Annotated in this window: 16 protein-coding genes; 8 read left to right on the forward strand and 8 right to left on the reverse strand. The window is 68.2% G+C overall.

What is annotated here, in order from left to right:
- Positions 1–45: 45 nt before the first annotated feature.
- Together ACFOM9_RS08075 and ACFOM9_RS08080 are read left to right on the forward strand one after the other, a co-directional pair.
- Positions 46–2,094 (forward strand): sodium-translocating pyrophosphatase, encoded by a 2,049-nt coding sequence (locus ACFOM9_RS08075; protein ID WP_386708720.1) that lies wholly within the window; start codon positions 46–48, stop codon positions 2,092–2,094.
- A gap of 179 nt (positions 2,095–2,273) precedes the next feature.
- Positions 2,274–2,996, forward strand: coding sequence for a DUF3800 domain-containing protein (locus tag ACFOM9_RS08080; protein ID WP_386708723.1), 723 nt, complete (start codon positions 2,274–2,276; stop codon positions 2,994–2,996).
- 136 nt (positions 2,997–3,132) lie between these two features.
- On the opposite strand, the gene ACFOM9_RS08085 is transcribed toward ACFOM9_RS08080, so the two are convergent.
- Positions 3,133–4,692 (reverse strand): M91 family zinc metallopeptidase, encoded by a 1,560-nt coding sequence (locus tag ACFOM9_RS08085; RefSeq protein WP_386708726.1) that lies wholly within the window; start codon positions 4,690–4,692, stop codon positions 3,133–3,135.
- 188 nt (positions 4,693–4,880) lie between these two features.
- Here ACFOM9_RS08085 and ppa point away from each other — a divergent pair, with 188 nt between their 5' ends.
- The 3 genes from ppa to ACFOM9_RS08100 all read left to right on the forward strand — a co-directional run bounded on the left by ppa (position 4,881) and on the right by ACFOM9_RS08100 (position 6,703).
- Positions 4,881–5,429, forward strand: a complete 549-nt coding sequence (gene ppa, locus ACFOM9_RS08090) for an inorganic diphosphatase (RefSeq protein ID WP_386708729.1) — start codon at positions 4,881–4,883, stop codon at positions 5,427–5,429.
- 204 nt (positions 5,430–5,633) lie between these two features.
- Positions 5,634–6,398 carry an RNase A-like domain-containing protein gene (locus tag ACFOM9_RS08095; protein WP_386708732.1) on the forward strand — a complete coding sequence of 255 codons (765 nt, stop codon included), beginning with the start codon at positions 5,634–5,636 and terminating at the stop codon, positions 6,396–6,398.
- A gap of 20 nt (positions 6,399–6,418) precedes the next feature.
- Positions 6,419–6,703: a contact-dependent growth inhibition system immunity protein gene (locus tag ACFOM9_RS08100; RefSeq protein ID WP_386708735.1), complete on the forward strand. Its 285-nt coding sequence runs from the start codon at positions 6,419–6,421 to the stop codon at positions 6,701–6,703.
- Between the two features lie 148 nt (positions 6,704–6,851).
- On the opposite strand, the gene ACFOM9_RS08105 is transcribed toward ACFOM9_RS08100, so the two are convergent.
- From ACFOM9_RS08105 to ACFOM9_RS08115, 3 genes are all read right to left on the reverse strand, one after another.
- Positions 6,852–9,656, reverse strand: coding sequence for a TonB-dependent receptor (locus tag ACFOM9_RS08105; RefSeq protein ID WP_386708738.1), 2,805 nt, complete (start codon positions 9,654–9,656; stop codon positions 6,852–6,854).
- A gap of 47 nt (positions 9,657–9,703) precedes the next feature.
- Positions 9,704–10,639, reverse strand: a complete 936-nt coding sequence (locus tag ACFOM9_RS08110; protein WP_386708741.1) for a helix-turn-helix transcriptional regulator — start codon at positions 10,637–10,639, stop codon at positions 9,704–9,706.
- Positions 10,640–11,358: 719 nt separating this feature from the next.
- The gene (locus ACFOM9_RS08115; RefSeq protein WP_386708744.1) at positions 11,359–13,758 is read right to left on the reverse strand and encodes a winged helix-turn-helix domain-containing protein; all 2,400 of its coding nucleotides are present in this window, start codon (positions 13,756–13,758) and stop codon (positions 11,359–11,361) included.
- Between the two features lie 327 nt (positions 13,759–14,085).
- On the opposite strand from ACFOM9_RS08115, the gene ACFOM9_RS08120 reads away from it, so the two are divergent.
- Positions 14,086–15,663, forward strand: coding sequence for a tetratricopeptide repeat-containing sulfotransferase family protein (locus tag ACFOM9_RS08120; protein WP_386708747.1), 1,578 nt, complete (start codon positions 14,086–14,088; stop codon positions 15,661–15,663).
- Positions 15,664–15,826: 163 nt separating this feature from the next.
- On the opposite strand, the gene ACFOM9_RS08125 is transcribed toward ACFOM9_RS08120, so the two are convergent.
- Positions 15,827–18,481 carry a TonB-dependent receptor plug domain-containing protein gene (locus ACFOM9_RS08125; RefSeq protein WP_386710944.1) on the reverse strand — a complete coding sequence of 885 codons (2,655 nt, stop codon included), beginning with the start codon at positions 18,479–18,481 and terminating at the stop codon, positions 15,827–15,829.
- Positions 18,482–18,888: 407 nt separating this feature from the next.
- Between ACFOM9_RS08125 and ACFOM9_RS08130 the strand changes: the two genes are divergently transcribed.
- On the forward strand, positions 18,889–19,743 hold the full coding sequence (locus ACFOM9_RS08130) for a DNA/RNA non-specific endonuclease (RefSeq protein ID WP_386708750.1): 855 nt from the start codon (positions 18,889–18,891) through the stop codon (positions 19,741–19,743).
- Between the two features lie 25 nt (positions 19,744–19,768).
- The gene (locus ACFOM9_RS08135) at positions 19,769–20,140 is read left to right on the forward strand and encodes a hypothetical protein (protein WP_386708753.1); all 372 of its coding nucleotides are present in this window, start codon (positions 19,769–19,771) and stop codon (positions 20,138–20,140) included.
- Positions 20,141–20,402: 262 nt separating this feature from the next.
- Here ACFOM9_RS08135 and ACFOM9_RS08140 read toward each other — a convergent pair whose 3' ends face one another.
- The 3 genes from ACFOM9_RS08140 to thiC all read right to left on the reverse strand — a co-directional run bounded on the left by ACFOM9_RS08140 (position 20,403) and on the right by thiC (position 23,708).
- Positions 20,403–21,092, reverse strand: a complete 690-nt coding sequence (locus ACFOM9_RS08140) for an ion channel (protein WP_386708756.1) — start codon at positions 21,090–21,092, stop codon at positions 20,403–20,405.
- Positions 21,093–21,099: 7 nt separating this feature from the next.
- The gene (locus ACFOM9_RS08145) at positions 21,100–21,702 is read right to left on the reverse strand and encodes a DUF4136 domain-containing protein (protein WP_386708759.1); all 603 of its coding nucleotides are present in this window, start codon (positions 21,700–21,702) and stop codon (positions 21,100–21,102) included.
- A gap of 128 nt (positions 21,703–21,830) precedes the next feature.
- A complete protein-coding gene (gene thiC, locus ACFOM9_RS08150) occupies positions 21,831–23,708 on the reverse strand; it encodes a phosphomethylpyrimidine synthase ThiC (RefSeq protein ID WP_386708762.1) in 1,878 nt (625 codons plus the stop codon).
- Positions 23,709–23,719 lie beyond the last annotated feature (11 nt).

Here is a 23,719-nt window from a genome sequence, read left to right on the forward strand (position 1 = left end):
TAGTTCCGGCGTTGTTTCAACCGCAACACTTCCGGGGAGGAATTCATGCTCGAGCAGTATGGTTTGTGGCTGGCGCTTGCCTGCGCCGCCGTCGCGATTCTCTATGGGATCTTCTCGGCCGGTTGGATCAACCGGCAGCCGGCGGGCAACGCACGCATGCAGGAGATCGCGGGCGCGATCCAGGAGGGTGCCCGTGCCTACCTCAACCGCCAGTACACCACCATCGCCATCGCCGGCGTGGTGCTGCTGGTGCTGATCGGCTTCTTCCTCAGCTGGCCCACCGCGATCGGTTTTGCGATCGGCGCGGTGCTGTCCGGCGCGGCAGGCTACATCGGCATGAACGTTTCGGTGCGCGCCAACGTGCGCACCGCCGAGGCCGCCCGCAAGGGCATGAGCGCGGCGATGGACGTCGCGTTCCGCGGCGGCGCGATCACCGGCATGCTGGTGGTGGGCCTGGGCCTGCTGGGCGTGGCCGGCTACTGGATGGTCTTGGGCGAAATGGGCATCACCGGCGAGACCGCGCTGCACGCCCTGGTGGGCCTGGCCTTCGGCGCCTCGCTGATCTCGATCTTCGCGCGCCTGGGTGGCGGCATCTTCACCAAGGGCGCCGACGTGGGCGCGGACCTGGTGGGCAAGGTCGAGGCCGGCATCCCCGAGGACGACCCGCGCAACCCGGCGGTGATCGCCGACAACGTCGGCGACAACGTCGGCGACTGCGCCGGCATGGCCGCGGACCTGTTCGAGACCTACGCGGTGACCATCATCGCCACCATGCTGCTCGGCGGCCTGATGTTCGCCGAGGACTCGCACGCGGTGCTGTATCCGTTGCTGCTGGGCGGGGTGTCGATCATCGCCTCGATCATCGGCGCCTTCTTCGTCAAGGTGAAGGCCGGCGGCTCGATCATGGGCGCGCTGTACAAGGGCGTGATCGTGTCGGCGCTGCTGTCGGCGGTCGCGTTCTGGTTCGTCACCGCGGACCTGTTTCCGAACGGGCTGACCACGCTCGACGGCACGCTGATGGTCTCGTCGACCAACCTCTTCTACTGCGGCCTGATCGGCCTGGTGCTGACCGGGGTGATCGTCTGGATCACCGAGTACTACACCGGCACCCAATTCAAGCCCGTGCAGCACATCGCGGCGGCCTCGACCACCGGGCACGGCACCAACATCATCGCCGGCCTCGGCATCTCGATGAAGTCGACCGCGCTGCCGGTGATCGCGGTCTGCGCCGCGATCTGGGGCGCGCACGGACTCGGCGGCCTGTACGGCATCGCCATTGCCGCGACCGCGATGCTGTCGATGGCCGGCATGATCGTCGCGCTCGACGCGTATGGCCCGATCACCGACAACGCCGGCGGCATCGCCGAGATGGCGGAGCTGCCGTCGGAGATCCGCGACATCACCGACCCGCTCGACGCCGTGGGCAACACCACCAAGGCGGTGACCAAAGGCTATGCGATCGGTTCGGCCGCGCTTGCGGCGCTGGTGCTGTTCGCCGACTACACGCACAACCTGCAGGCGAACAATCCCGGCGAAGTGTTCACTTTCGACCTGTCCGACCACATGGTGATCATCGGCCTGCTCATCGGCGGCCTGATCCCGTACCTGTTCGGCGCGATGGCGATGGAAGCCGTGGGGCGCGCGGCCGGCGCAGTAGTGGAGGAAGTCCGTCGCCAGTTCCGCGACATCCCCGGAATCATGGAAGGCACCGGCAAGCCGCAGTACGACAAGGCCGTCGACATGCTGACCAAGTCGGCGATCAAGGAAATGATCGTGCCGTCGCTGCTGCCGGTCGCGGTGCCGATCGTGGTCGGCCTGCTGCTGGGGCCGAAGGCGCTGGGCGGCCTGCTGATCGGCACGATCGTCACCGGACTGTTCGTGGCGATCTCGATGACCACCGGTGGCGGTGCGTGGGACAACGCCAAGAAGTACATCGAGGACGGCAACCACGGCGGCAAGGGTTCCGAGGCGCACAAGGCCGCGGTGACCGGCGACACCGTCGGCGATCCCTACAAGGACACCGCGGGCCCGGCGATCAACCCACTCATCAAGATCATCAATATCGTGGCACTGCTGCTGGTGCCGCTGCTGTAACCGGCAGCGTCTACGCAACACCCGAAGGCCCCGCGAAAGCGGGGCCTTTTTCTTGACCATGTTCCCTTGGCGTGCCCAGAAGAGAGAGGGCTAAGGCCATGAGCGATGCTAAGCCTTAGCCGAAAACGGATTCTGCGAGAGTCTTGCTTGGGACCGGATCCAAGAACAGGACAGTCGCCATGCTAGTGGGCTACTTCGACGAAAGCGGGACTGAGCGAAATCACGAGATCGCGCTATACGCTGGCATGGTCGCTGACTCAGTCATGTGGTCCCGCATTGAGCAGCGTTGGCGGGCGAAACTAGATCAATACGGACTATCTCACTATCACGCTGTTGACTGTGAGAATGGTGAGGGCGAGTTTAGCGAAATGAGTCGGGGAATCAGGGACTCGTTAACCAACTATTTTTCTTCTCTCATTAGCGAAATTCCCGGCCAGATGATCGGCCAGGTCATCAATCACGATGATTGGGAACGACTAGTCCCAAACCACATGAAGTCTCATTTCGGGGACAACCCGCTTTATCTGTCAGCCGTTGTGAGCATGCAGATGACTTCCGTATGGTCACGGACCTGTGTAGATGGCGAGCCCGTGGCGCTGGCATTTGCGACTCACCAGAAGCATGACCAAGTATTAGCTGATATTCATGCCAACCTGTGGAGGCATCCCGACTGGCGTGGTCTAGGCTCGATCAGTTTCGTGAAGCCGCAAAGATCTATCCCATTACAGGCAGCCGACCTGATTTGCTATGAGATTAGAAGGCACTTGCTCAATCCCGACCCAACCAAGGACCGGCAAGCACGGATTAATTTTGAGAAGGGTGGACAAATCGCGGACGCTATCGGTCACTATCACCCGAAGACTTTGGAGCTCCTGATGCGTCATCTCGACGGCGATACTTAATCGGCAGGATCACCATATAGCCTTTCTTCAAAGCCGGATCTCATCGCCGGCATCACCTCATTAAAAAACGGCGACCATCGCTGGCCGCCGTTTGCCCCCTTCCTTGTGCGTCCTTTCCCTGTTCGTTGGCCTCGCGTCAGATCGCGTAGCTCGGCCGCAACTCCAGTCCCATTTCCGCGCGCAGGCCGTTCTCGGACAGCGCGGTCGGGTTGTGGGTGATCGGGCCGGAGCCGTCACCGAAATCGTACGGATCGGCCGTCGTCTCGAGTCCCACCGCCTGGCGCTCGGCGTTGGGGATTTCAAACCCCGCCGAGGGATTGGGGCTGTCCGGCCCCGGGCCGGTGTAGGTGCCCGGCAGGAAGGTGCCGTTGACGCCGTTGTAGGCGTGCGACATCTCGTGGAACAGGGTCACGGCCGGCACCGGCAGCTCGGGAATGGCGAAGGCCGGGTTGTAGGAGATGTCCACCGGGCCGGAGTTGCCGGGCTGGCCATTGCGGATGTCCGAACCGCCGACGCTCTGCGCATAGCCGTTGTCGACGTTCTGCAGCTCGCGGATGGTGACCACGTTGCCGTTGGCCGCGGCCTTGTCGAACTCGGCCAGCATCTGCTGCCCGTTGGGCGAGCTGCGCAGCATCTCGATGTCGGCCTCGACGCGCTGCACGAAGGCTTCCGAACCTTCCACCTTCACGCCCTTGAGGCCCGAGTCGCTGTTGAGCACCACGTTGATCACGTTCGGATCCGCGTTGGCCACGCCGGTCAGCTTGTCGCCGACGCCGGCGGCATACACCAGGCCATCGGCACCGATGTTGCCGACGGTGTTGGTGCCGCCGCCGGTGTAGATGCGATCGCCGTTGCCGCTGGCGGTGATGGCGTCGTCGCCCAGGCCGCCGGACAGCACGTTCTTGCCGGCGGTGGCGACGATGACGTCGTTGCCCTTGCCGCCTTCGATGTAGTCGTTGCCCTTGCCGCCGGTGAGGGTGTCGACGCCGTCGCCGCCGTACAGCGTGTTGTTTTCGTTGCCGCCCTGGATCGCGTCGTCGCCGGCACCGCCGAACACGTAGTTGAAGCCCTCCCCGGTCTCGATGCGGTCGTTGCCCGCGCCGCCGTCGATGCGATCGTTGCCGCCGCCGCCCTGGATGGTGTCTTCGCCGGCGCCCGCCTCGATGATGAAGTTCACTTTCACCGACGGATCGATCTCGATGTTGTCGTTGCCGTCGCCGGTGCGCACAGTGAGCTGCTGGCCCTGCGCGAGCTTGACGTCGTACTGCTCGCCGTTGACGTCGAAGCTCAGGTTGCCGTTCTCGCCCTGCGTGACCTTGACCTGGTCGTCGCTGTTGCCGGTCTTGAACACCAGCTGGTCGGCGAGCACGTAGTACTGGCCGGAGCGTTGGTCGAGTTCGCCGGTGCGCTCGCGGGTGATCTCGACCTGCGCGGTGTTGCCCAGCTTGTCGACGAACAGCGGCTGCCCGGTCTGGCTCTGGGTCTGTTCGCGGGTGCCGGCGTTGGTGGCATCGCCGTCGATCTGGGTGGCGTCGCCGCGGCGCTCGTTGGCGGCCACCTGCGCGCCTCCGATGGCGTCGATGTCGCGAGGACCTTCAGTCGCCGGATTGAACAGCGCGGTGCGGCCGGGCTGGTCCCAGACGCTGGCCTGCTGCTGGGCGGCGGCGTCGGGCAGGCGGGAGTCGATCTGGGTCATGGCGGTCTCGGGACTGGATACGGAGCCGTATGTGTACGCCCCGGTACGGAGGGGCCCAAGCTGGGGCGTACCCGAGGGGACAGATGCTGCATCGCAGCACCTGGCGGCGTAAAATCCGCATTCACGCGATTGTCCCCCTCCCCACGCAGCCGGCCCCGCCGTGCCGCCCTCCCAGGAAACCGTTCCCCATGGGCCTCGACCACGTCCCCACCGGTAGCAATGTCCCCGAAGAAATCAACGTCGTCATCGAGATCCCGAAGGACGCCGAGCCGGTCAAGTACGAGGTCGACAAGGACAGCGGGGCGATCTTCGTCGACCGCATCCTGTCCACCCCGATGCGCTACCCCTGCAACTACGGCTACATCCCGCGCACGATCTGCGGCGACGGAGACCCGGCCGACGTGCTGGTGATCCTGCCGCTGCCGCTGATCCCGGGCTCGGTGATCCGCTGCCGCCCGGTCGGCGTGCTGCGGATGAGCGACGAGGCCGGCAGCGACGAGAAGCTGCTGGCGGTGCCCGTCGACAAGGTCTTCGCCGGCTATACCCACATCGACGACATCGCCAAGGTCAGCCCGCACTGGCTCGAGCGCATCGGCCACTTCTTCGAGCACTACAAGGACCTGGAGAAGGGCAAGTGGGTGAAGCTTGACGGCTGGGGCGATGCCGCCGAGGCCAAGCAGGTGCTGATGGACGCGATCGAGCGCTACGCCGCGCTGCCGGGCAAGCAGAACTTCTGAGTCGCGGCAGTTCCCTCCCGATGTGCAGGAGCGAGGGAAGGCGCGTCGTGTAATTCCAGCCCGGGGTCAGGATCGCGGCCGAGGCCGCGAGTGGAAGGGCGCACGCCGGGCGGTTTCCGACCGCCCTAGGGCCGGCACCAGCTGTCCGTCCCCACGCCCCGCGCCTAGCCTTCGGCCATTCCCGGATGGCAGGAGGCAGGATCGATGGACGGCGTACGCGCGGATTCCGGCTTCAACGCAAGCTCATGGCCCGGTAGCACCGGCATCGGGCCGGCGCGTGCGAACGCAATGGCCGCGGCGGCATTCGGCGACGACCTGGGCGCGCATCTCCAGGACCTGGTGGACGACAGCAAGCTGCTGGATTTCCTCGACCAGACCGGCGACGCGATCGCGTTGGCGCAGGCCGACCCGACGTTCGCCGAACAGCTCGACCCGCTGCTCGGCAACATTCGCGATGCGCTGGCCGGGCTCTCCACCGATCGACTCTCGAGGATCGAGCGCGATGCGGTGGAATCCACGCAGCAGGCGCTGGACGCGCACCTGGGTCCGATCGAGGATCCGGGCGAGCCCGGCGGAACGGTGGAGGTCCCCGGCGGCGGCCTGGAGGCGCACGAGGATGCGGGCAGCCACCTGATCGATCGCCATGTCGGCAAGAGCGAACAGGACCTGGTCGATCGCCTGCAGCGCGAGAACATCAGCGCTTCGTCAAGCTTCCGCGACCTGCCGGCGGCCGAGCATTTCATCGCCCAGACCATCATCGGCAACCAGGGCAAGGTCGACGCCTGGCTCGACGGCAAGGGCGGCAAGCGACTGGTGCTCGACGCGCACTTCGACGCCAGCACCGGCATTTCGGTCAAGCGCGGCGAAGCGCACGCCGAGGATGTGTTCTCGGTGAAGCTGGTGCTCGAGCGTTCTGACGCGCTGGGCATCGGCTATAGAATCGTGACCGGCTACCCGACCACGCCCTGACCACGACGAGCACCCGCCGCATGAGCGATTTCCCCGCGCTGGAGAACTTCCTGTCCGCGTATTTCCACCAGGACTGGCGCGTCGAGCACGACACGCCCGCCGCGGTGGCGTCGTCCTTCATCGACGGAGAGGACGACGAGCAGGTGGGCGAAGTCCGCGCCGAACTCGCGCGCCTGGCCTCGCTGGACCTCGACGAGGCCGAGCTTGGCGACCGCCTGCGCGCGCTGGGCAGCGAGTACGACCCGACCCGCGACGGTGGCAGCTGGCGGGGCTGGCTGGCCTCGCTGCGCGAACGCTTCGGCTGATCGCATCCTGAGCCGGCCGGCTGCGGCGGCCGGGTCAGCGCAAGGCGTGGCGACCGGCTCCCACATCGCGCCAAAACCCATCGTGCGAAACGCGAACGCCGGCCCCGCGAGGGGCCGGCGTTGCGTACGTACCGGAAACGGCGCGCGGTTACTGGAAGCTGTAGCGGATCCCGATCGTGTAGTAGCGCCCGATCGCACCGGCCACGTCCAGCGGGTTGTAGTTCAACGCGCCATAGGTGGTCGGATCAAGTGGTGCGATGCGGTCGGTGAGGTTCTGCACCGAACCGAACACCTCGATCGCCTCGGCCGGCTTCCAGCTGCCTGACAGGTCGATGCTGTAGAACGACGCGATCTCGCAGCCGCCGGGGGCATCGTCGTCGTTGGCGAAGGTGGCCGCACAGCCGTTGCTGCCACTCTCCGGCAGGACGTTGTCGAAGCTGCCGCGATAGTTGGCCACCGCGCTCAGGCTCCAGTTCGACATTTCCCAGGTCGCGCCCAGGTTGATCCGGTCCTTCGGCGTGCCGATGCAGTTGGAGACGTTGCAGTTGCCGTGGGTGCCGGCGAAGTCGTACTCGGTGCCGCTGGTGTCGATCAGCACGTACTTGCGGATGTGGCTCCACTGCAGGTCGAGCGTCAGCTGGCCGGCGCCCACCGCGAAGCGCTGCCGCGCGTCGAGGTCCACGCCTTCCACGGTGGTGGAGTTCGAGTTGACGTAATCGCCGGTGACCGCCAGCAGCGTGCCGGTGCCCGGGATGCCGTTCACCAGGTCGTCGCCGCGGACGAAATCGCCCTGCGCGATCGCCACGGCCGGCGCTTCCTGGGTGATCTCGTTGGTGCGCTTGATCCGCCAGGCGTCGAGGGTGAGCGAAGTGCTGTCGGTGGGCTGCAGCACGATGCCGACGCTGTAACTCTTCGATTCCTCCGGCTTCAGGTCCGGGTTCGGCCGGCTGGCGAAGGCCACCGTGGACTGGCACGGGATGCCCGGCGCGATCGGTGTTTCGCCGTCGGGGCAGCGCACCAGGTCGGTCGCGGTCGCATAGCCGACCGACGAGCCCGCGGTTTCCGCCGGGTTGGGCGCGCGGAAGCCTTCGGCGTAGGTGCCGCGCACCGACAGCCACTGCGCCGGCGTCCACTTGATGCCCACCTTCGGCGTGGTCGCGGTGTCGCCGCCCTTGTAGCTGTCGATGCGCAGCGCGCCTGACAGCTCGAGGCTTTCCAGCACCGGCGCCGAGATTTCGGCGTAGGCCGCGGCGACGGTCTGGTCGCCGTCATAGGCCGAGTAGCCAAGCCCGATGATGTCGCCGACGTCGGTGTAGGTGACCGGATCCAGCCGCGCTTCCTGTCGCCGGTATTCGCCGCCGAGCGCCAGGCCCAGGTCGCCGCCGCGCAGTTCGGCGAGCGAGCGGCTGAAGTTGAAGTTCAGCGCGTCAAGACTGGTTTCGGCGTCCGCGCCGATCGTCGGCGACAGCGCGGCCAGCACCGAGGCCGGGGTCTGGCCCGCGTTCGCACCCAGTCGCAGCCAGCCGCCGTACGGATTGTCGGGATCGGTCAACACCGCCTGCAGCACGCTGTAGCGGAGGTAACCGTTGCGGGTGCTGGACAGGTCGGTTTCCGAGTGCAGGTAACCGACGTCGTAGCTCCACTCGCCCATCGTGCCCTTGGCGCCGACCAGCGCGCGCATGAACTGGTTGTCGACGTGCGTGCGGCGGGTGCCGACGCTGGCGAACGGCGAATAGCGCAGGCGCCCGTCGATGCCGAAGGGATTGTCCGGATGCAGCGCGCCGAGGATGGTCGCGTTGGCGCCGGAGCTGCTGTTGATCACACCACCCGGGTAACCCGACACGCCGGACACGCCCGTGGGCGTGGTGCTCCAGTCGCTGTTCTTGTCGGTGTATCCGAATTCGACGTAGAGCTCGCTGGTGTCGTTGATGGCGAACGTGCCGCGCGTGAACAGGTTGATGTAGCTCTGGCTCGGGGTCATCGCCGACAGCTGGCTCGGATCGTACAGGCAGCCGCCGCCTGCCGAGGTCTGGTCGGCCACGTTGGACAGCGCGGCGCAGCTATCGGGGTCGAGCGAGGCCCACGTGCCGTCGGCGCGCTGGAAGTTGCCGACCGGCGAGTTGCCGGCCGAGCGGCCGCCGTTGGTGATCGCGCCGGCGAGCCCGCCGTAGCTGATGATGTCGTAACCCCACGGCCGGATGTCGCCGGTGCCGATCCATTTGCGGCCGTGGCGGTCGCGCACGTTGATGCCGTCGGTCTTGCCGCCTTCAACATTGAGGAAGGCGTTGAAGCCGCCATCGGCCAGGTCGCCGGTGCCGATGGTCAGCGAACCCTTGCGGTCGTTGCCGTCGCCCTCGGCGGAGGTGCCGTAGCTGCCCTTGACGATCGCGCCGGTGAAATCCTTGCGCAGGATGATGTTGACCACGCCGGCGATCGCGTCGGAGCCGTAGATCGACGACGCGCCGTCCTTGAGCACTTCGACCCGCTCCACCGCTTCCATCGGGATCACGCTCAGGTCGGTGAAGACCTTCTGGCCGTCGTCGGCCAGGCCGTAGGGCGCGAGCCGGCGGCCGTTGAGCAGGACCAGCGTCGCGCCGGCGCCGAGGCCGCGCAGCGACACGCCCGCCGAACCGCTGGCGAAGCCACTGCCGAAGCTCTTGGGAATCGAGCCGGCGCCGTCGACGGTGAGCGTCTGCAGGAAATCGCCGATGGTGGTGCGTCCGGTGCGCTCGATTTCCTGGCGGCTGATCACCTGCACCGGGGATGCGGTTTCGGTGCTGGTGCGCGGGATGTTGGAGCCGGTCACCACGATCCGGTCGAGCGTGGTGGCGTCTTCCTGCGCCGGCGCATCGGCGGGGGATTCCTGCGCGGCGGCGAACGTGGGCACGAGGGCAAGGGCGACGGCGGCCGGCAGCAAACCGTGGCGCAGGCGCATGGAACGGGGGTATTTCATGAGGTCTCCAGGGGATTCGTTATCGTCGTGTTAACGCCACATACAAATTACGAGTAGGCGAGCGCCGCCGCTTTGCCGCGCACCGCTGGCGGCTTTGCCGGGCTTGGCAGCCCGGCGCGCGCGCGGGCGCGGTATTCGGACGCGGTCATGCCGACGTAGCCGCGGAACGCGCGCGAGAAGCTGCAGGCGTTCTCGAAGCCGCAGGCCACGCCCACCTCGCCGATCACCAGCGAAGTGGTGGCGAGCAGTTCGCAGGCGTGCTGCAGGCGCACGCGCTGCGAGGCGGCCTGAGGGCATTCGTCGTAGATGCTGTGGAAGGTCTTGGACAGGTACCAGTTGGAGAAGCTGGTCAGCTCCGCCAGCTCGGTGAGCGTGACCACGCGATGGCGATGTCCTTCCAGGAACAGTCGCGCGCGCTGCAGGCGGCCAAACACCTGGCGCTTGCGCGTGTGCGAGCGCCCCGGGCAGCGGCCCAGGCGCGCGGCCAGCTCGCCTTGCAGCAGGCTCAGCTGCATCAGCAGCGGCTGCATGCGCCGGATGTGCTCGCCGATGCCCGGCGTTGCGGCGCCCGGACCGTCGTTGCCGCGCATCGCCTGCCGCCACAGCCGCAGGGTCAGCGCGCGCTCGCCGCGCGGGATGCTGCCGCGCCCGGCGAACAGGCCGCAGCCGCGGGACTGCACGAGGGTGCGCAGCACGTCCTGCGACAGCAGCAGGCCGAGGGTGAGTCCGGTGCGGCCGGCCTGCAGTTCCGGCAGCGAATCGCGTTCGAACGCGATCCAGTCGCCGGCGTCGAGCCGGAAGCTGCCTTCGCGCGCCTCGAACGTGGCGCTGCCGCGCACCTGCAGCCAAACCGAAAACAGCGGCGCGCGCAGCCTGAAATTCGCCAGCCGCGACACGCCCAGCCATTGGGTGCCGTGGAGGCCCGCTTCGTCGTCGAACGCGAGCGATTGCCCGCGATCGGCCCAGAGCAGTGGTGCTTGCATGATCGAACTCCGTCTTTGCCAGGGTATGGCGAAGATTTGACGCAGTTGGTCGATGCGGTCAGGAAATAAAGCCGATTTCTTGCCGAAATCGGTCCGTTGCCGGAGAGGTTCTTCCGAAAGTCACGGTGGCGTGTGGCAGGTCACCGCGTGGTGGCGCGGACAGCGGACACCGTCCGCGCCGCGGACGCGGACGTTCGACGGACAACAACGCGGCCGTGCATGGAACGATCGGGCCGTAAACGCGTCCGCGACGCGCATGCATGCGTGCCAGGCCGTGCCCTGCGCCGCTAAAGCTGGAGATGTGTCGTGGATCAGAGGTTTGCGCGCTTGCGCAGCCCTGCATCGCGGCATTGCGACAGCGCCTGAACCGCAGGCCTCTTCTCGGCCAGGGGTGGCGATGTGGGCGCGACCGTGGTCGGCATGGCGTGGTGGCGACAAGTCATCGGTCGTCGTTCGCGGGGCGATGCGCGGCGTTGTTCGAACGTGCTCACGCGCGCAGTGATCCCAGACCGCGCAATCGCGCCTGCGAAGCCCGGCGTTCGCGCATCAGGGACGCAACCGGCAATAGCGCAGTCCGCCGATCCTTTCGGAGCGCGGCCTGCCTCCCGCCTCGTGGCGCGCGCCAGGATCAGCCAGGCGCCGAAGTCTCCGCCGCGCCCGGACCGCAGAGCCCTGGCGACTTCGATCCCGTCGTTGCCGCCGCGTCGCAACCCCTCCGCTCAGCGGCGCGCTAACCGCATCCAGCCGATGTCCGATTTCTCGGCTTCAGAGGTGGAGAAATACAGCCGCTCGTGCGCGGCGTCGTAGCTGACGCTGTCGGCGGCCAGTTCGCCGGGGTGCAGGCACGGACCGGGCTGGACGGTGGGCTCCAGCGCGACGCGACGCAGGCCGCAGTCGGGACCGGAAGCGGCCAGCCAGGCGCCGCCGGCCTCCAGCACCAACCGCCGGCTGTTGGGCGCCCCGCCGCCCGGGTGCGGCGCGACCAGCCGAGCGCCGGCGAGGTCCATCCCGGCCTGCCACAGGCCCTCGCGCGCCGGCCGGGTGAAGAGTACCCGCCGGCGTGCCGGATCTGGCTTCGCGAACACCACGTCCTCGAGCGTGGCCAGTGCGCGCCAGGGACGCACGCTGCGGTCGTACAGGGTGAGCGCCAGCCGCCCGCCGCCGGCGTCGGCCACCACCAGCAGCCGGGTGGGATCGGGCAGGTAGTCGGCGCGGATCGGGTTGTCGGCCGGCACCGGCAGGCGGTTCACCTGGGCCGAAGCCGGGTCGATCTCGAAGATGGCCTGCCGCTCGTCGCCCGGCGCACGCCCGGCCACCAGCAGGCGCCGGCTGTCGGCCGACCAGACCGGCGCGTAGCGGGCCATCGGCACCAGCCCCTCGAGCAGGCGCAGCGACTCGGGCCGGCCGAGTTCACCCCACCACAGCGCGTCGCGCTGCGAGCGATCGGACAGGAAGGCGATCTGGCGCCCGTCCGGCGACACCGACGGCAGCAGGTCCTGACCGCTGGAGGGGAACACCGGCTCCGGCTTCGCCACTGCCGTTCGGGTCGAACCCATCTGCAGCGAATACATGCGCGATTGCGGATCGCTGAGCACGAAGGCCAGCGACTGCGCGGCGGTGGAGGTGCTCGGCGAGCCGGCGTGCCCTGCAACGTTGCCCAGTTCCTCGATGCGGCGGCTGTCCAGGTCCAGCCGCATCAGCTTGACCAGGTGGTCGCGGTAGCCGCCGAACACGATGGCCTTCGCATCCGGGGTCCACGCCAGGCCGTGGATGTTGACCCGCAGCCGCGTCAGCCGCTCCGGCGTGCCGCCCGTGGCCGGCATGCGCCACAGGTCCGACAGCGAGATGTTGCGCTGGAAGGCGATCCAGCGCCCGTCGGGCGAATACACCGGCGACATGTCGACGTCGGTGTCGGCCTTCTCGTAGGGCAGCGGCGTCCACCGACCGGTCGCCAGGTCCAGCACCTGGAAGCCGGTGGCCTCGGCGTGGCTGGCGCCGACGCCAGCGGCGATGAGGTGGCCGCTGTCGGGGTGCCAACCCAGCGCCGGCATCAGGTCGACGTGGCACTTGCCGATGGTACGCGGCGACCCGCCGGACGAAGGGATCAGCAACACCGAGCAGCCGGCCTTGCCCTCGTCGCGGACGAAGGCGATCTGGCGGCCGTCGGGCGACCACACCGCCATCATGTCGATGCGGCCGTCGACCGCCGGCGTGAGTTCGCGCGGCGGCACCGGCGCCGTCGCCTGCACCATCAGCCGCACCGATCCCGGCTGCGCGCCGGCGCTATAGACCACCTGGCCGCCGTCGGGCGACAGGCTGGGCCAGCCTTCGCCGCCGGGCGAGGAGGTGATGCGCTGGAAGTCGAGCGGGGCCGTGGCGTCTTCCACCCGGTCCGCCGGCGGGGCCCCGCGCGCTTGGCGCGCGGCCGGTGCCGGCGCTGCCGGGTCGGGCGCCGGCCGCTGATCGCGCCAGGCGAGCAAGCCCGCCAGCAGCAGCGCGGCCGCGGCGATGCCCGCCGCGATCCATGCGAGGCGGGGTGCCTGGCCGCTCGGGGAAGGTGTCGCGACGGGCGCCGGCACGACTGCGGCATCGGACGCGGGCAACACGGCTGCCACAGTCGTCGTAACCGTCTGCTCGCTGGGTGAAACGATGACCTGCGGCGCCGCGGCGGCCCCGATGGTGCCGACCGTGGCCGCGGCCGCGCCGAAGGTGTCCGCCGGTGCCTCGGCAAGCCACTCGATGTCCGCCAGTAGCCGGTAGCCGCCTTTGGCGATGGTTTCCACGTAGCGCGGCGCATCGCGATCGTCGCAGAACGCCTTGCGCAGCTGGGCGATGGCTTGGGTCAGCACGTCATCGGTGGGCAGCGTGTCGGGCCAGACCCATTCGATCAGCGCCTCGCGGCTGAGCACGCGCCCGTGGTGCGCCACCAGCACCATCAGCACCTGCTGCGACTTGGGCGTGATCCGCATCGGCTGCGCCCGGCACGGGCCATCCACCTCGCGCCGCGGCAGGTCGAGCACGCACTCCCCGACCCGGAGGAAGTCGGACTGGGGAACGCTCAGGTTGCGATGCTGGTCGAGCATTTCGGGGGCGGTCGTCCATGGATCGGGGAAGGACACGTTCACAGCTGCTTGCGCATCGTCGCGTGCCGCGACCGGCGCGACGGTCACGTCGCAGGCCGCGGCGATCGCCCCCCCGATGGCGACACCGCCGCCAGGCCAGGCCCGGCGCTTGGGCCAAGCATCCCCTGAATTGCCGCGTCGCGCATATGACATTCGTCTTGGTCCGCCCTTGTATGCCAGTTGGCGACAGTGCCTGCCATCCGCCACGCCGGCTGTGCCGCGCTTGGCGGCTGCAGCCCATCGCGCCCTTGGCGGCGCGCGCGTGGGCGAACATGCAGCCGGGCGCGGCACATGCCGCCGCGCCGGCCCATCCAGGAAGCCCGGATGCCGTCATCCCCGCAGGCAGTCGCCGATCGCGCGCTCTGGCAGCAGGCGCAGCTGCACCTGCGCGACGGCCGCTACTTGCAGGCGCAGCGCGCGTTCGATCGCCTGCTCGAGCGCAACCCCGCGCTGGTTCCGGCGCGGCTGATGTGCGCCGCCACCCTGCTCGCCCAGGGCCGCCTGCGCGCGGCGTGCGAGCAGATGCGGCGCGCGGCGGGCGCGCCGGGCAGTGACGCCGCGCTGGTCTGCCGGGTCGCGCAGGCGCTGTCGGCGATCGGCGAAACCACCGCCGCGCGTGCCTGCCTGGCGCACCCGGCCGTGGCCAGCACCCGCTCGGGCGCCGCGCTGGTCGCGCTGGCCCACGTCCACCAGGGGCTGGGGGAACATCCGCAAGCGCTGGCGCTGATGGATCGCGCGCGCGCGCTCGGCCATGCCGATGCGGATTTTCGCTACTACCGCGCCCTGCAGCTGCAGTTCAACGGCCGCCTGCACGAAGCCGAGGCCGAGATGGAGGCGTGCCTGCGCGATGGCTCGACCATCGGCCGCGCGTCGCTGAGCCTGACGCGGATCCGTCGCCAGCGCCCCGATGCCCATCATGTCGATGCGCTGCGCGCGCGCCTGCGGCAGGCGTCGCCTGGCTCCGAGGACCTGGCCGCGATCGCCTTCGCCCTGCACAAGGAACTCGACGACCTTGACGACCGAGCGCCCGCCTGGGAGGCGCTGCGGCTGGCCAACGCCACGATGGCCGCGCGCCTGCCGCGCTACGACTGCGTCGCCGAAGCGAACCTGTTCGACGCCCTGATCGCACGCAGTGGTGCCGCCGCGCTGGCGAACGTCGCGACGCCCTCGCCAGGGCCGACGCCGATCTTCATCGTCGGCCTGCCGCGCTCGGGCACCACGCTCCTGGAGCGCGTACTCGGCAACCACTCGCGCGTGGCCGCGGCCGGCGAACTCGACGACTTCCCCCGGCAGCTGCGCTGGTGCGCCGACACCCACGGCCATGCGTTGCTCGACCATGACCTGCTGCAGGCCAGCGCGCGCATCGACTTCGCCGAGCTCGGCCAGCGCTACCTCGCGCAGACGCGCTGGCGCGCGGGCGGTCGCGACTTCTACATCGACAAGCTGCCGCCCAATTTCATGCTGCTGGGCTTCATCCGCCGCGCCCTGCCGCAGGCGCGCGTGGTACATGTGTCGCGCGCGTCGATGGACGTGTGCTTCTCCAATTACCGCGCCATGTTCGGCACCGCCTACGGCTACAGCTACGGATTCGAATCGCTTGCGCACTACCACGGCCAGTACCGGCGACTGATGGCGCACTGGCACGCGGCCATGCCGGGCTTCGTCCTCGACCTGCCGTACGAACTGCTGGTGCACGACAGCGAGGCCGCGACCGCGCGCCTGTTCGACTTCTGCGGCCTGCCGTTCGAACCCGGCTGCGGCGACACCACCCGCAACACCGGCGCGGTCGCGACGCTCAGCGCCGCGCAGGTGCGCCAGCCGATCCACGCCCGCGGTCTCGGCGAGTGGCGGCGCTACGAACACCAGCTGGAGCCGCTGCGGGCCCTGATCGAGCCCGCCTGAGGCAGTGCTGCCGCTCGTGCGCCGGAATCCGACGCATTCGTAGGAGCGGCCAAAGCCGCGAGCTCCTCGCCGCATACTCCTTTGGCACCAGATTTCGGGGCGGTCGCGGCTTCCGTCGCTCCTGCATCGCCTCGGCACCCCCGTCGCCGGCTTGTGTCGCCCTTCAATCACCCGCGCCGAAATCGATCCGGTACTCCAGCCACAGCGATCGCCCGTAACCGTTGTAGGCGAAGATGTTGTAGTACGGCGGCGCGAATCCCTGCGAGCCGTCGTAGCTAGGATCCTTCGGCGGGCGCGAGTTGCGCACGTTGTTGACGATCAGGCTCAGCGTGCTGTTGTCGGTGAGGTCGTAGTCCACGCTCAGGTTGTAGAGCATCCAGGGCCGGATCGTGCCCGGGCCGACGCCATTGGACGTCACGTACGGATCGGCCGGATCGCTGGTGAACTGCCTGGCGTAGTTGGGCAGCGAGCCGTAGCGCACGCCGTGCACGTTGGCCGACCAGCGGCCGAGCTCCCAGCCGACGTCGCCGGTGACGATGCTCTTGAACTCGGCCGACAGCAGCTGCCCGCTGCTGAACAGGTCCAGCGCCGGGCTGTCGGGCGAACTCCGGGTCTCGTGCTCCAGGGTCAGGTTGTATTCGAGACCGAGATTGAAGTGGCCCGCGCGACCGGCGTCGAATCGCCAATTGCCGCCGGCGGTGATGCCCGACACGTTTTCCTCGGCGATGTTAATGCCCTTGACGATGATCAGGTCGACGTTCTCGCTCAGCTGCGGGTTGCCGGGATTGACCGCCGTGCGGACCACGCGCGCCAGTGCGTCCTGGCAGCGCGCGGAATTGATGTCCAGCCGCCCCTGCCGGCATTCGTTCTCGTCGAACAACGTCTGCGTGGTCGACTGCGGCACCACCTCGTCGTCGATGCCGACGTTGTAGTAGTCGGCGTGCAGGTCGAAGTCCGGACTGGGCGCCCAGACGATGCCGAGGCCGTAGGAGTCGGCGGTGATCGACTTCAGGTCCGGGTTGCCGACCTGGTTGGCCTCGGCGGAGATGCCGGTGTAGAGCGTGCAGTTGTCCGGGTCGACCTCGCACTTGTAGAAGTCGGTCTCGTTGGAGAAGAAGCCGTTGCCGCCGGTGAAGATGTAGCCCATGTCCGGCGCCCGGAACGCGGTGGCCACGTTGCCGCGCAGCAGCAGGGTGTCGGTGGGCCGGAACTCCAGCCCGACCTTGTAGGTCGGCGCCGAATCGGAGCCGGCGTCGACGTTGCGGTAGCGGTCGTAGCGCAGCGCCACGTCCGCGGTCAGCATCTGGAACAGCGGCACGGTGAACTCCAGCCCCAACGCCTGGCTCTCGCGCTTGCCGCGGCCACTGGTGCCGTTGATGCCGAAGAAGTCGCCGCCCTGCACGCGCGGGTCGATCGGGTTGTCCCAGAACTGGTTGCCGGCCTGCAGCACCGCCGCCATGCCGACGTCGCCGGCGGGCAGTTCGAACAGGTTGGAATTGACCACCTGCACGTTGAGGTTCTGGGTCCAGGTCCGCGAGACGTTGTGGATGTTGCCGGAGAAGGCGCGGAACTGCTCGGGCGTCAGTGCCTGGTACATCGCGTCCTTGTCCGGCGCATAGACGGGATAGCCGTAGTAGGTGCCCAGCTGCGGGCCCATGAACTGGCTGCGGAAGAATTCCTCCATCGGCTCCACCAGCGGCCACAGCTGGTCGGACGTGACCTCATAGCCCGAGCGGCTGTAATAGGCGTCGTAGTCCCAGCCGGACTCGCCCAGCGCGCCCTTGATGCCGAACGCGGCGCTGTACGAATCCGAATCCGCCTCGTAGAAGCGCGCCTCCTCGGGCATTTCCTCGGGCGCGAAGATGCGCTGGTAGGTTTCCAGCGTCTGCTCGGTGTCGTTCCAGACGTAGTTCTGGTGGCTGCCGTTGTAGTCGGGCACCCAGAAGCGCGAACCGCTGTCGTTCTTCGCCTTGTTCCGGCCGACCAGCACGGTGGCATAGAGGTCCGTGGTCGCGTTGAGCGCGAAGCTGCCGTTGAAGTAGCCCGAGAGCCCCTTCTCCTCGTTGAGCAACGTCGCGTAGCCGGGCTGGGCGCGGCTGCCGCAAAAATCGCCGCGCCCGGGGCGGAAGTCCTTGAACGTGGTGCCGCCAAACAGGTGCGCAACGTCATCGCAGCGGTCGCCCGGATCGTCGTAGAGGCCGGTGATCCCGTTGAGGATGATGAAGGTGCGGCTGCCGTAGCGCAGGTCCGGGTTGGGGTTGTCGTCGGTGGTGTCGGTGTAGTCGCGCTCGTGCATGTAGATGGGATCCTGATGGCTGTACTGCAGCCCCCAGGTGATGCCCAACTGGTCCCACTGCTTGCCGCCGGTGAGCTGCAGGCGCTCGTTGTCGCCGCCGCCGTCGCTGTAGCCGCCGACGCGGGCGTTGAGCTGGATCCCGTCGATGCGCTTCTTGAGGATGATGTTGACCACGCCGGCGATCGCCGCCGAGCCGTAGATGGACGACTGGTTGCCGGGCAGGATGTCGATCCGGTCGACCATCGCGGTCGGGATGCTGGTCAGGTCGGTGAAGTTGCTCTGGCCGTTGTAGAGCAGCGGGTAGTCGGCCAGCGGCCTGCCGTCGAGCAGGATCAGGGTGAAGCTCGGAGACAGCCCGAGCAGGCTGATGGTGGTCGCGGTCGCGGTGAATCCGGCGAACTGGTTGTCCTGCACCGCGCCGGTCGACAGCGGCTGCGCGCGCAGCACGTCGGACACGTTGCGGAAGCCCTGGCGCTGGATGTCCTCGGAGGTGATGGTCACCACCGGCGAGGCGGTCTCCATCTGCGCGCGCGGGATGCGCGAACCGGTGACGACGACGGCGTCCAGATCGGTGGCCGCGTCGGCCGTGTCGGCTGGCGCGTCCTGTTGCGCGGACGTCGCCTGCGCAGGCGCCGCCTCCTGCGCGTGGGCACCGCCGCTGGCCGCGAAGGCGAGCGCGGCGCAGATGGCGGTGGCCAGCAGCTTGCGTTCCATGATGTGTTCCCCGTCGATCGCGCGATACGGCGCCCTGCCACGATGACATCGGAGCCAGGCGTGCCAGGTGGCGCGGCTTGCCGCCGATGTGTGCCGCGTCTGGCGGCAGTCGCGGCCGGCGGCGCGCCGCGGCGATGCATCTAGGGTCAGCCCCGGATATCGCGCGTGGGCCGGAGCGTCCACACTGGCCGGCATCGTTCGCCCGAGGCCTGCGCATGTTCGATCCGGTTCGCGACTGCACGCCGCATGCGGCGCCTTGCGCCCGCTCGTCGATCGCCCTGCAGGCGGATCCCGCCGTCACGGATGGCCCTGGCATCTCGCGCCTGCTGCGCGAATCGCCCTGCGTCGAACGGCCGGCGCTCGCGCGCAGTCTGGTCGACGCGCTGGACGACGACGCGCTGGCGGCGCTCGCCGCGCCCGCGCAGCGCGACGTCCTGCAGGCGCTGGACGAGGCACTGGCGGAAGCCCCGGTGATGCTGGAGGTCGCGCCGCAGCGCGAGCGCCTGGCCGACGCGCTCCGCGCAACGGACGACAACGACGACCCGGCGCCGCAGGGCCATGCCGGCGCGGACGGTATCTCCACCACCACCGCCCGGATCGGTGAGAACACCGTCACCTGGACCAACGACGCCGAGGGCCGGCCGATCCGCGCCGAAGCCGACCTGAGCGAGGTCTTCTCCGGCATCGACCGCGGTTCCGCCGAAACCCGCGCACAGCGCGAATCGGCCGACCGCGGCATCGACGGCGACCAGGGCGGCCACCTGATCGGCCACCGCTTCGTCAAGGACCAGGGCCTGAAGAACCTGTTCCCGCAGAACGGCAACTTCAACGTCAGCGCCTACAAGAAGCTCGAGAACGAATGGGCCGACTGGATCGACAGCGGCAAGGACGTGCACATCACCGTGCAGCTGACGCCGGTCAACCAGGATCGTCCGGAGCGCGTGCGCGTGTCGTACGAAGTGACCGATCCGGCCGACGGACGCGTCGTGTACGATCAGCGCGTCACGTTCCGCAACGAGGCCGGCCAGCAGTTCGACCGCGTCCCGCGCGCGGACATGGCCGACGCCTGATCCAGCCCGAGGTTCCACAGCGCAGATGGACAAGGACGCACTGGTCATCGAGATCGGCCGCCTGATCGCTGGCGATGCCAAGGTCGGCGCGCGCCCGTGGGACAGGTACTCGCTGGTGGCCTGGTACGGCGATGGCATGTCGACGCTCAACGGCTTCCGCTACGTCGGCGACGCCCCCGGCGAGCCGGCAACGCCGGAAGCATTCGAACTCGAGGACCGGATCGATGCGCTCCGCGACGCGACACGCGTGGACGGTCGGGATCCCTGGCGCGCCTGCGTGGTGAAGCTCGACAAGGCCAGCGGCAAGGCCACGATCGAATTCGCGTATGAAGACGGCGACAGCTGGCGGGTGACGCCGCAGACCGCCGCCGACGTCGCGCGCCGCGCGCGGCCCTGAGCGGCTTTCGGTCCTGGCCGAACGACTCCGGGGCGCGCCGGATCTCGATTCAAATCGGACCTTCGAGCTGCACCGCCTTCGTGGGAGCGGCTTCAGCCGCGAGCGTTTTTCGTGCCTTCCCGCGAGAAGAAATGGCAAGCGACTTCATCCGCCCGGTCCGCTCCTTGCAGAGGAAGGACGCGGCAAAGCCCGCGGCTGAAGCCGCTCCCACGAAGTCAGGCAGTGCGAGGCGATGCGTGGCGCAGCCGGGCTTGCACACGTCCTAGTGGCGTTGCTGCCGGATTACCGTCAGCGCGATCAGCCGCGACACGACGATGGCGATGTACATCACGCCGGCGAACATCGCCAGCATCGTCAGCGCGCGCGCCAGCGGGCTGAGCGGCACGATGTCGCTCAGGCCCACGCCCGACAGGGTGCTGAAGCTCAGGAACAGCAGCTCCATCCAGGTACGCGGCTGGGGCGGCACCGAGACAGCGCTGAAGCTCCCCGGCAGCCACGCCTGGCAGGCGGAAAAAGCGTAGGCGAACGCCCACGCCAGCAAGGTGAACGTGGTCGCGGCGGCGACCAGTTCATCGGTGGTCACGCGCATGTCGCTCAGCATGTAGCGGATCAGCCCGGCGACGGCGTAGAAGTACAGCACCGCCTCGAGCGCGTGCGCCCACGGCAGCAGCGCCGGCATGCCGGCGAAATTGGCCAGCAGGGACATCGTCACCGATGGCACCGCCAGCAGCCATGCGACCCAGTGCGCGGACGCGCGGTTCACCACCCACAGCACCAGCGACAGCACCGCGATGCTCATCGCACCGAACAGCGCGCGACCGATGCCGGTGTTCTCCATCAGCGGATAGGACAGGATCCCGAGCAGCTGCACGCCCAGCAGGATGGCCGACGGATGCTTGCGCAGGCCATGGGTCAGCCGCCAGGGCGCCAGGATCGGTGGCGCCCAGTTCATCGCGGCCTCATTGCGAAGGCAGGGCGCCAGCGCTGCTGCCAGCGCGGAACGGATAGCGCAGGAAGATCTCGGCGATGGCGCGGTCCACGTCGGCGGCACGCTCCTGCGGCGCCTTGCGCGTCACCCGCCCGATCGCCGACCCGGTCCAGACCAGGCGGTTGCGCGCGGCGTCGACCACGTCGATGGTCAGGGTGCCTTCGCGATACTGGTTCACCTGCGCCTCGTCGTACCAGAACGGCACGGCGTAGTAGGCGCGGTGGCGATAGCTGTAGAAATACTGGAAGTCGGTCCGCGGCACGGTATAGACGTTGGTCTTCTCCTGGACGATGCCCTGGAAGTTGACCCGCAGGTCCGGCGACGCCTCGTCGTACGCGTAACCCCGCGCCTCCATCTCGCGGCGCACGCCGTCGCGGATGCGCTGGGTGAGGAAGCTGGAATAGCCCGACTGCTCCATCGCGATCGGCTGGTAGAAAGCCCAGGTGCGGTAACGCGAGAAATCGGCTTCGGGATCGGCGTCGGTGCTGATCCTCGGACCGGTGGCACAGCCGGCGAGCAGTGCAAGGGCGCAGGCCGCCAGCAGCCATGCGCCGATACGATGCGAAGCTTTCATGACGACACCTCGTCGGGAAGGGAAACAGACGCTATCACGCTCTCCCCGCATCCCGGCGTGAGCGTTTGGCGGTCCCGGTGAATGTTCGCTGACGCCACCGTCGACCTCCCGCACCCCTCGTGAATGATTCAGCCCTGGCGGTAGACTTCGGCCCCCTGGGCAAGGAATTCCGCCGACTTCTCGGCCATCCCCGCACCGAGCGCTGCCGCTTCATCCACGCCGTGTTCGGCGGCGTAGTCGCGCACGTCCTGGGTGATCCTCATCGAGCAGAAGTGCGGCCCGCACATCGAGCAGAAGTGGGCCAGCTTGTGCGCGTCCTTGGGCAGGGTTTCGTCGTGGAATTCCTTCGCCTTTTCCGGATCCAGGCCCAGGTGGAACTGGTCCTCCCAGCGGAACTCGAAGCGCGCCTTGCTCAGCGCGTTGTCGCGCACCTGCGCGCCCGGATGGCCCTTGGCGAGGTCCGCGGCGTGGGCGGCGATCTTGTAGGCCATGATGCCGTCGCGTACGTCCTCGCGGTTGGGCAGGCCGAGGTGCTCCTTGGGCGTCACGTAGCAGAGCATCGCGGTGCCGTACCAGCCGATCATGGCCGCGCCGATGGCGCTGGTGATGTGGTCGTAGCCTGGGGCGATGTCGGTGGTCAGCGGCCCCAGGGTATAGAACGGCGCCTCGCCGCATTCGGCCAGCTGCTTGTCCATGTTCTCCTTGATCATCTGCATCGGCACGTGGCCGGGGCCTTCGATCATGGTCTGCACGTCGTGCTTCCAGGCGATCTTCGTCAGCTCGCCCAAGGTCTCCAGCTCGCCGAACTGGGCGGCGTCGTTGGCGTCGGCGATGCAGCCGGGGCGCAGGCCATCGCCCAGCGAGAAGGCCACGTCGTAGGCCTTCATGATCTCGCAGATGTCCTCGAAGTGTTTGTAGAGGAAGCTCTCGCGATGGTGCGCCAAGCACCACTTGGCCATGATCGATCCGCCGCGCGAGACGATGCCGGTCACCCGCTTCGCGGTCAGCGGCACGTAGCGCAGCAGCACCCCGGCGTGGATGGTGAAGTAGTCCACGCCCTGTTCGGCCTGCTCGATGAGCGTGTCGCGGAAGATCTCCCAAGTGAGCTCCTCGGCGCGGCCGTCCACCTTCTCCAGCGCCTGGTAGATCGGCACCGTGCCGATCGGCACCGGCGAGTTGCGGATGATCCACTCGCGGGTTTCGTGGATGTGCTTGCCGGTGGACAAGTCCATCACCGTGTCGCCGCCCCAGCGGATCGCCCACACCAGCTTCTCGACCTCCTCGGCGATGCCGGACGAGACCGCCGAGTTGCCGATGTTGGCGTTGATCTTGGTCAGGAAGTTGCGGCCGATGATCATCGGCTCGCTTTCGGGATGGTTGATGTTGTTGGGCAGGATCGCGCGGCCGCGGGCGATCTCGTCGCGGACGAACTCGGGCGTGATGCGCTGCTGGATGCTGGCGCCGAAGGATTCCCCCGGATGCTGCTTGAGCAGCATCGCGTCATGCACCGCGTCCAGCCGCTGGTTCTCGCGGATCGCGACGTATTCCATCTCCGGGGTGACGATGCCGCGGCGCGCGTAGTGCATCTGGCTGACGTTGGCGCCGGCCTTGGCGATCCTCGGCAGCCTGCGGTTGGGGAAGCGCACCGCGTCCAGCCGCGCGTTGCCATCACGACCGCGGCCAAACTCGGAACTCAGCTGCGACAGCAGTTCGGTGTCGCCCCGCTCCTCGATCCAGCGCGAGCGCAGCGGCGCCAGGCCGGTGGCGAGGTCGATGCGTGCGTCCGGATCGGTGTACGGCCCGGACGGGTCGTAGACGGTCACCGCCGGGTTGTCCTCGCCGCCGAACAGGGTCGGTGTTTGCGACAGCGTGATCTCGCGCATCGCCACGCGGATGTCCGGCCGCGACCCTTCGACGTGGATCTTGCGCGAACCGGGGATCGCCCGGGTCACGGATTCGGACAGCTGTTCGGTCTGCTGCAACAGGGAGGCAGGCACTGCGTTCATGGCATTCGTCC

It is taken from the genome of Luteimonas notoginsengisoli (genome assembly GCF_042648885.1).
Lineage (GTDB): Bacteria > Pseudomonadota > Gammaproteobacteria > Xanthomonadales > Xanthomonadaceae > Luteimonas > Luteimonas notoginsengisoli.

What these genes read in the sequence shown, in the direction of transcription:
- ACFOM9_RS08140 (WP_386708756.1), bottom strand. Translation starts at nt 21,092, where the DNA reads ATGAACTGGGCGCCACCGATCCTGGCGCCCTGGCGGCTGACCCATGGC.
- ACFOM9_RS08135 (WP_386708753.1), top strand. Translation starts at nt 19,769, where the DNA reads ATGGACAAGGACGCACTGGTCATCGAGATCGGCCGCCTGATCGCTGGC.
- ACFOM9_RS08125 (WP_386710944.1), bottom strand. Translation starts at nt 18,481, where the DNA reads ATGGAGACCGCCTCGCCGGTGGTGACCATCACCTCCGAGGACATCCAG.
- ACFOM9_RS08085 (WP_386708726.1), bottom strand. Translation starts at nt 4,692, where the DNA reads ATGACCCAGATCGACTCCCGCCTGCCCGACGCCGCCGCCCAGCAGCAG.
- ACFOM9_RS08120 (WP_386708747.1), top strand. Translation starts at nt 14,086, where the DNA reads ATGCCGTCATCCCCGCAGGCAGTCGCCGATCGCGCGCTCTGGCAGCAG.
- ACFOM9_RS08105 (WP_386708738.1), bottom strand. Translation starts at nt 9,656, where the DNA reads ATGAAATACCCCCGTTCCATGCGCCTGCGCCACGGTTTGCTGCCGGCC.
- ACFOM9_RS08100 (WP_386708735.1), top strand. Translation starts at nt 6,419, where the DNA reads ATGAGCGATTTCCCCGCGCTGGAGAACTTCCTGTCCGCGTATTTCCAC.
- ACFOM9_RS08080 (WP_386708723.1), top strand. Translation starts at nt 2,274, where the DNA reads ATGCTAGTGGGCTACTTCGACGAAAGCGGGACTGAGCGAAATCACGAG.
- ACFOM9_RS08130 (WP_386708750.1), top strand. Translation starts at nt 18,889, where the DNA reads ATGTTCGATCCGGTTCGCGACTGCACGCCGCATGCGGCGCCTTGCGCC.
- ACFOM9_RS08095 (WP_386708732.1), top strand. Translation starts at nt 5,634, where the DNA reads ATGGACGGCGTACGCGCGGATTCCGGCTTCAACGCAAGCTCATGGCCC.
- ACFOM9_RS08075 (WP_386708720.1), top strand. Translation starts at nt 46, where the DNA reads ATGCTCGAGCAGTATGGTTTGTGGCTGGCGCTTGCCTGCGCCGCCGTC.
- ACFOM9_RS08145 (WP_386708759.1), bottom strand. Translation starts at nt 21,702, where the DNA reads ATGAAAGCTTCGCATCGTATCGGCGCATGGCTGCTGGCGGCCTGCGCC.
- ACFOM9_RS08110 (WP_386708741.1), bottom strand. Translation starts at nt 10,639, where the DNA reads ATGCAAGCACCACTGCTCTGGGCCGATCGCGGGCAATCGCTCGCGTTC.
- ppa (WP_386708729.1), top strand. Translation starts at nt 4,881, where the DNA reads ATGGGCCTCGACCACGTCCCCACCGGTAGCAATGTCCCCGAAGAAATC.
- thiC (WP_386708762.1), bottom strand. Translation starts at nt 23,708, where the DNA reads ATGAACGCAGTGCCTGCCTCCCTGTTGCAGCAGACCGAACAGCTGTCC.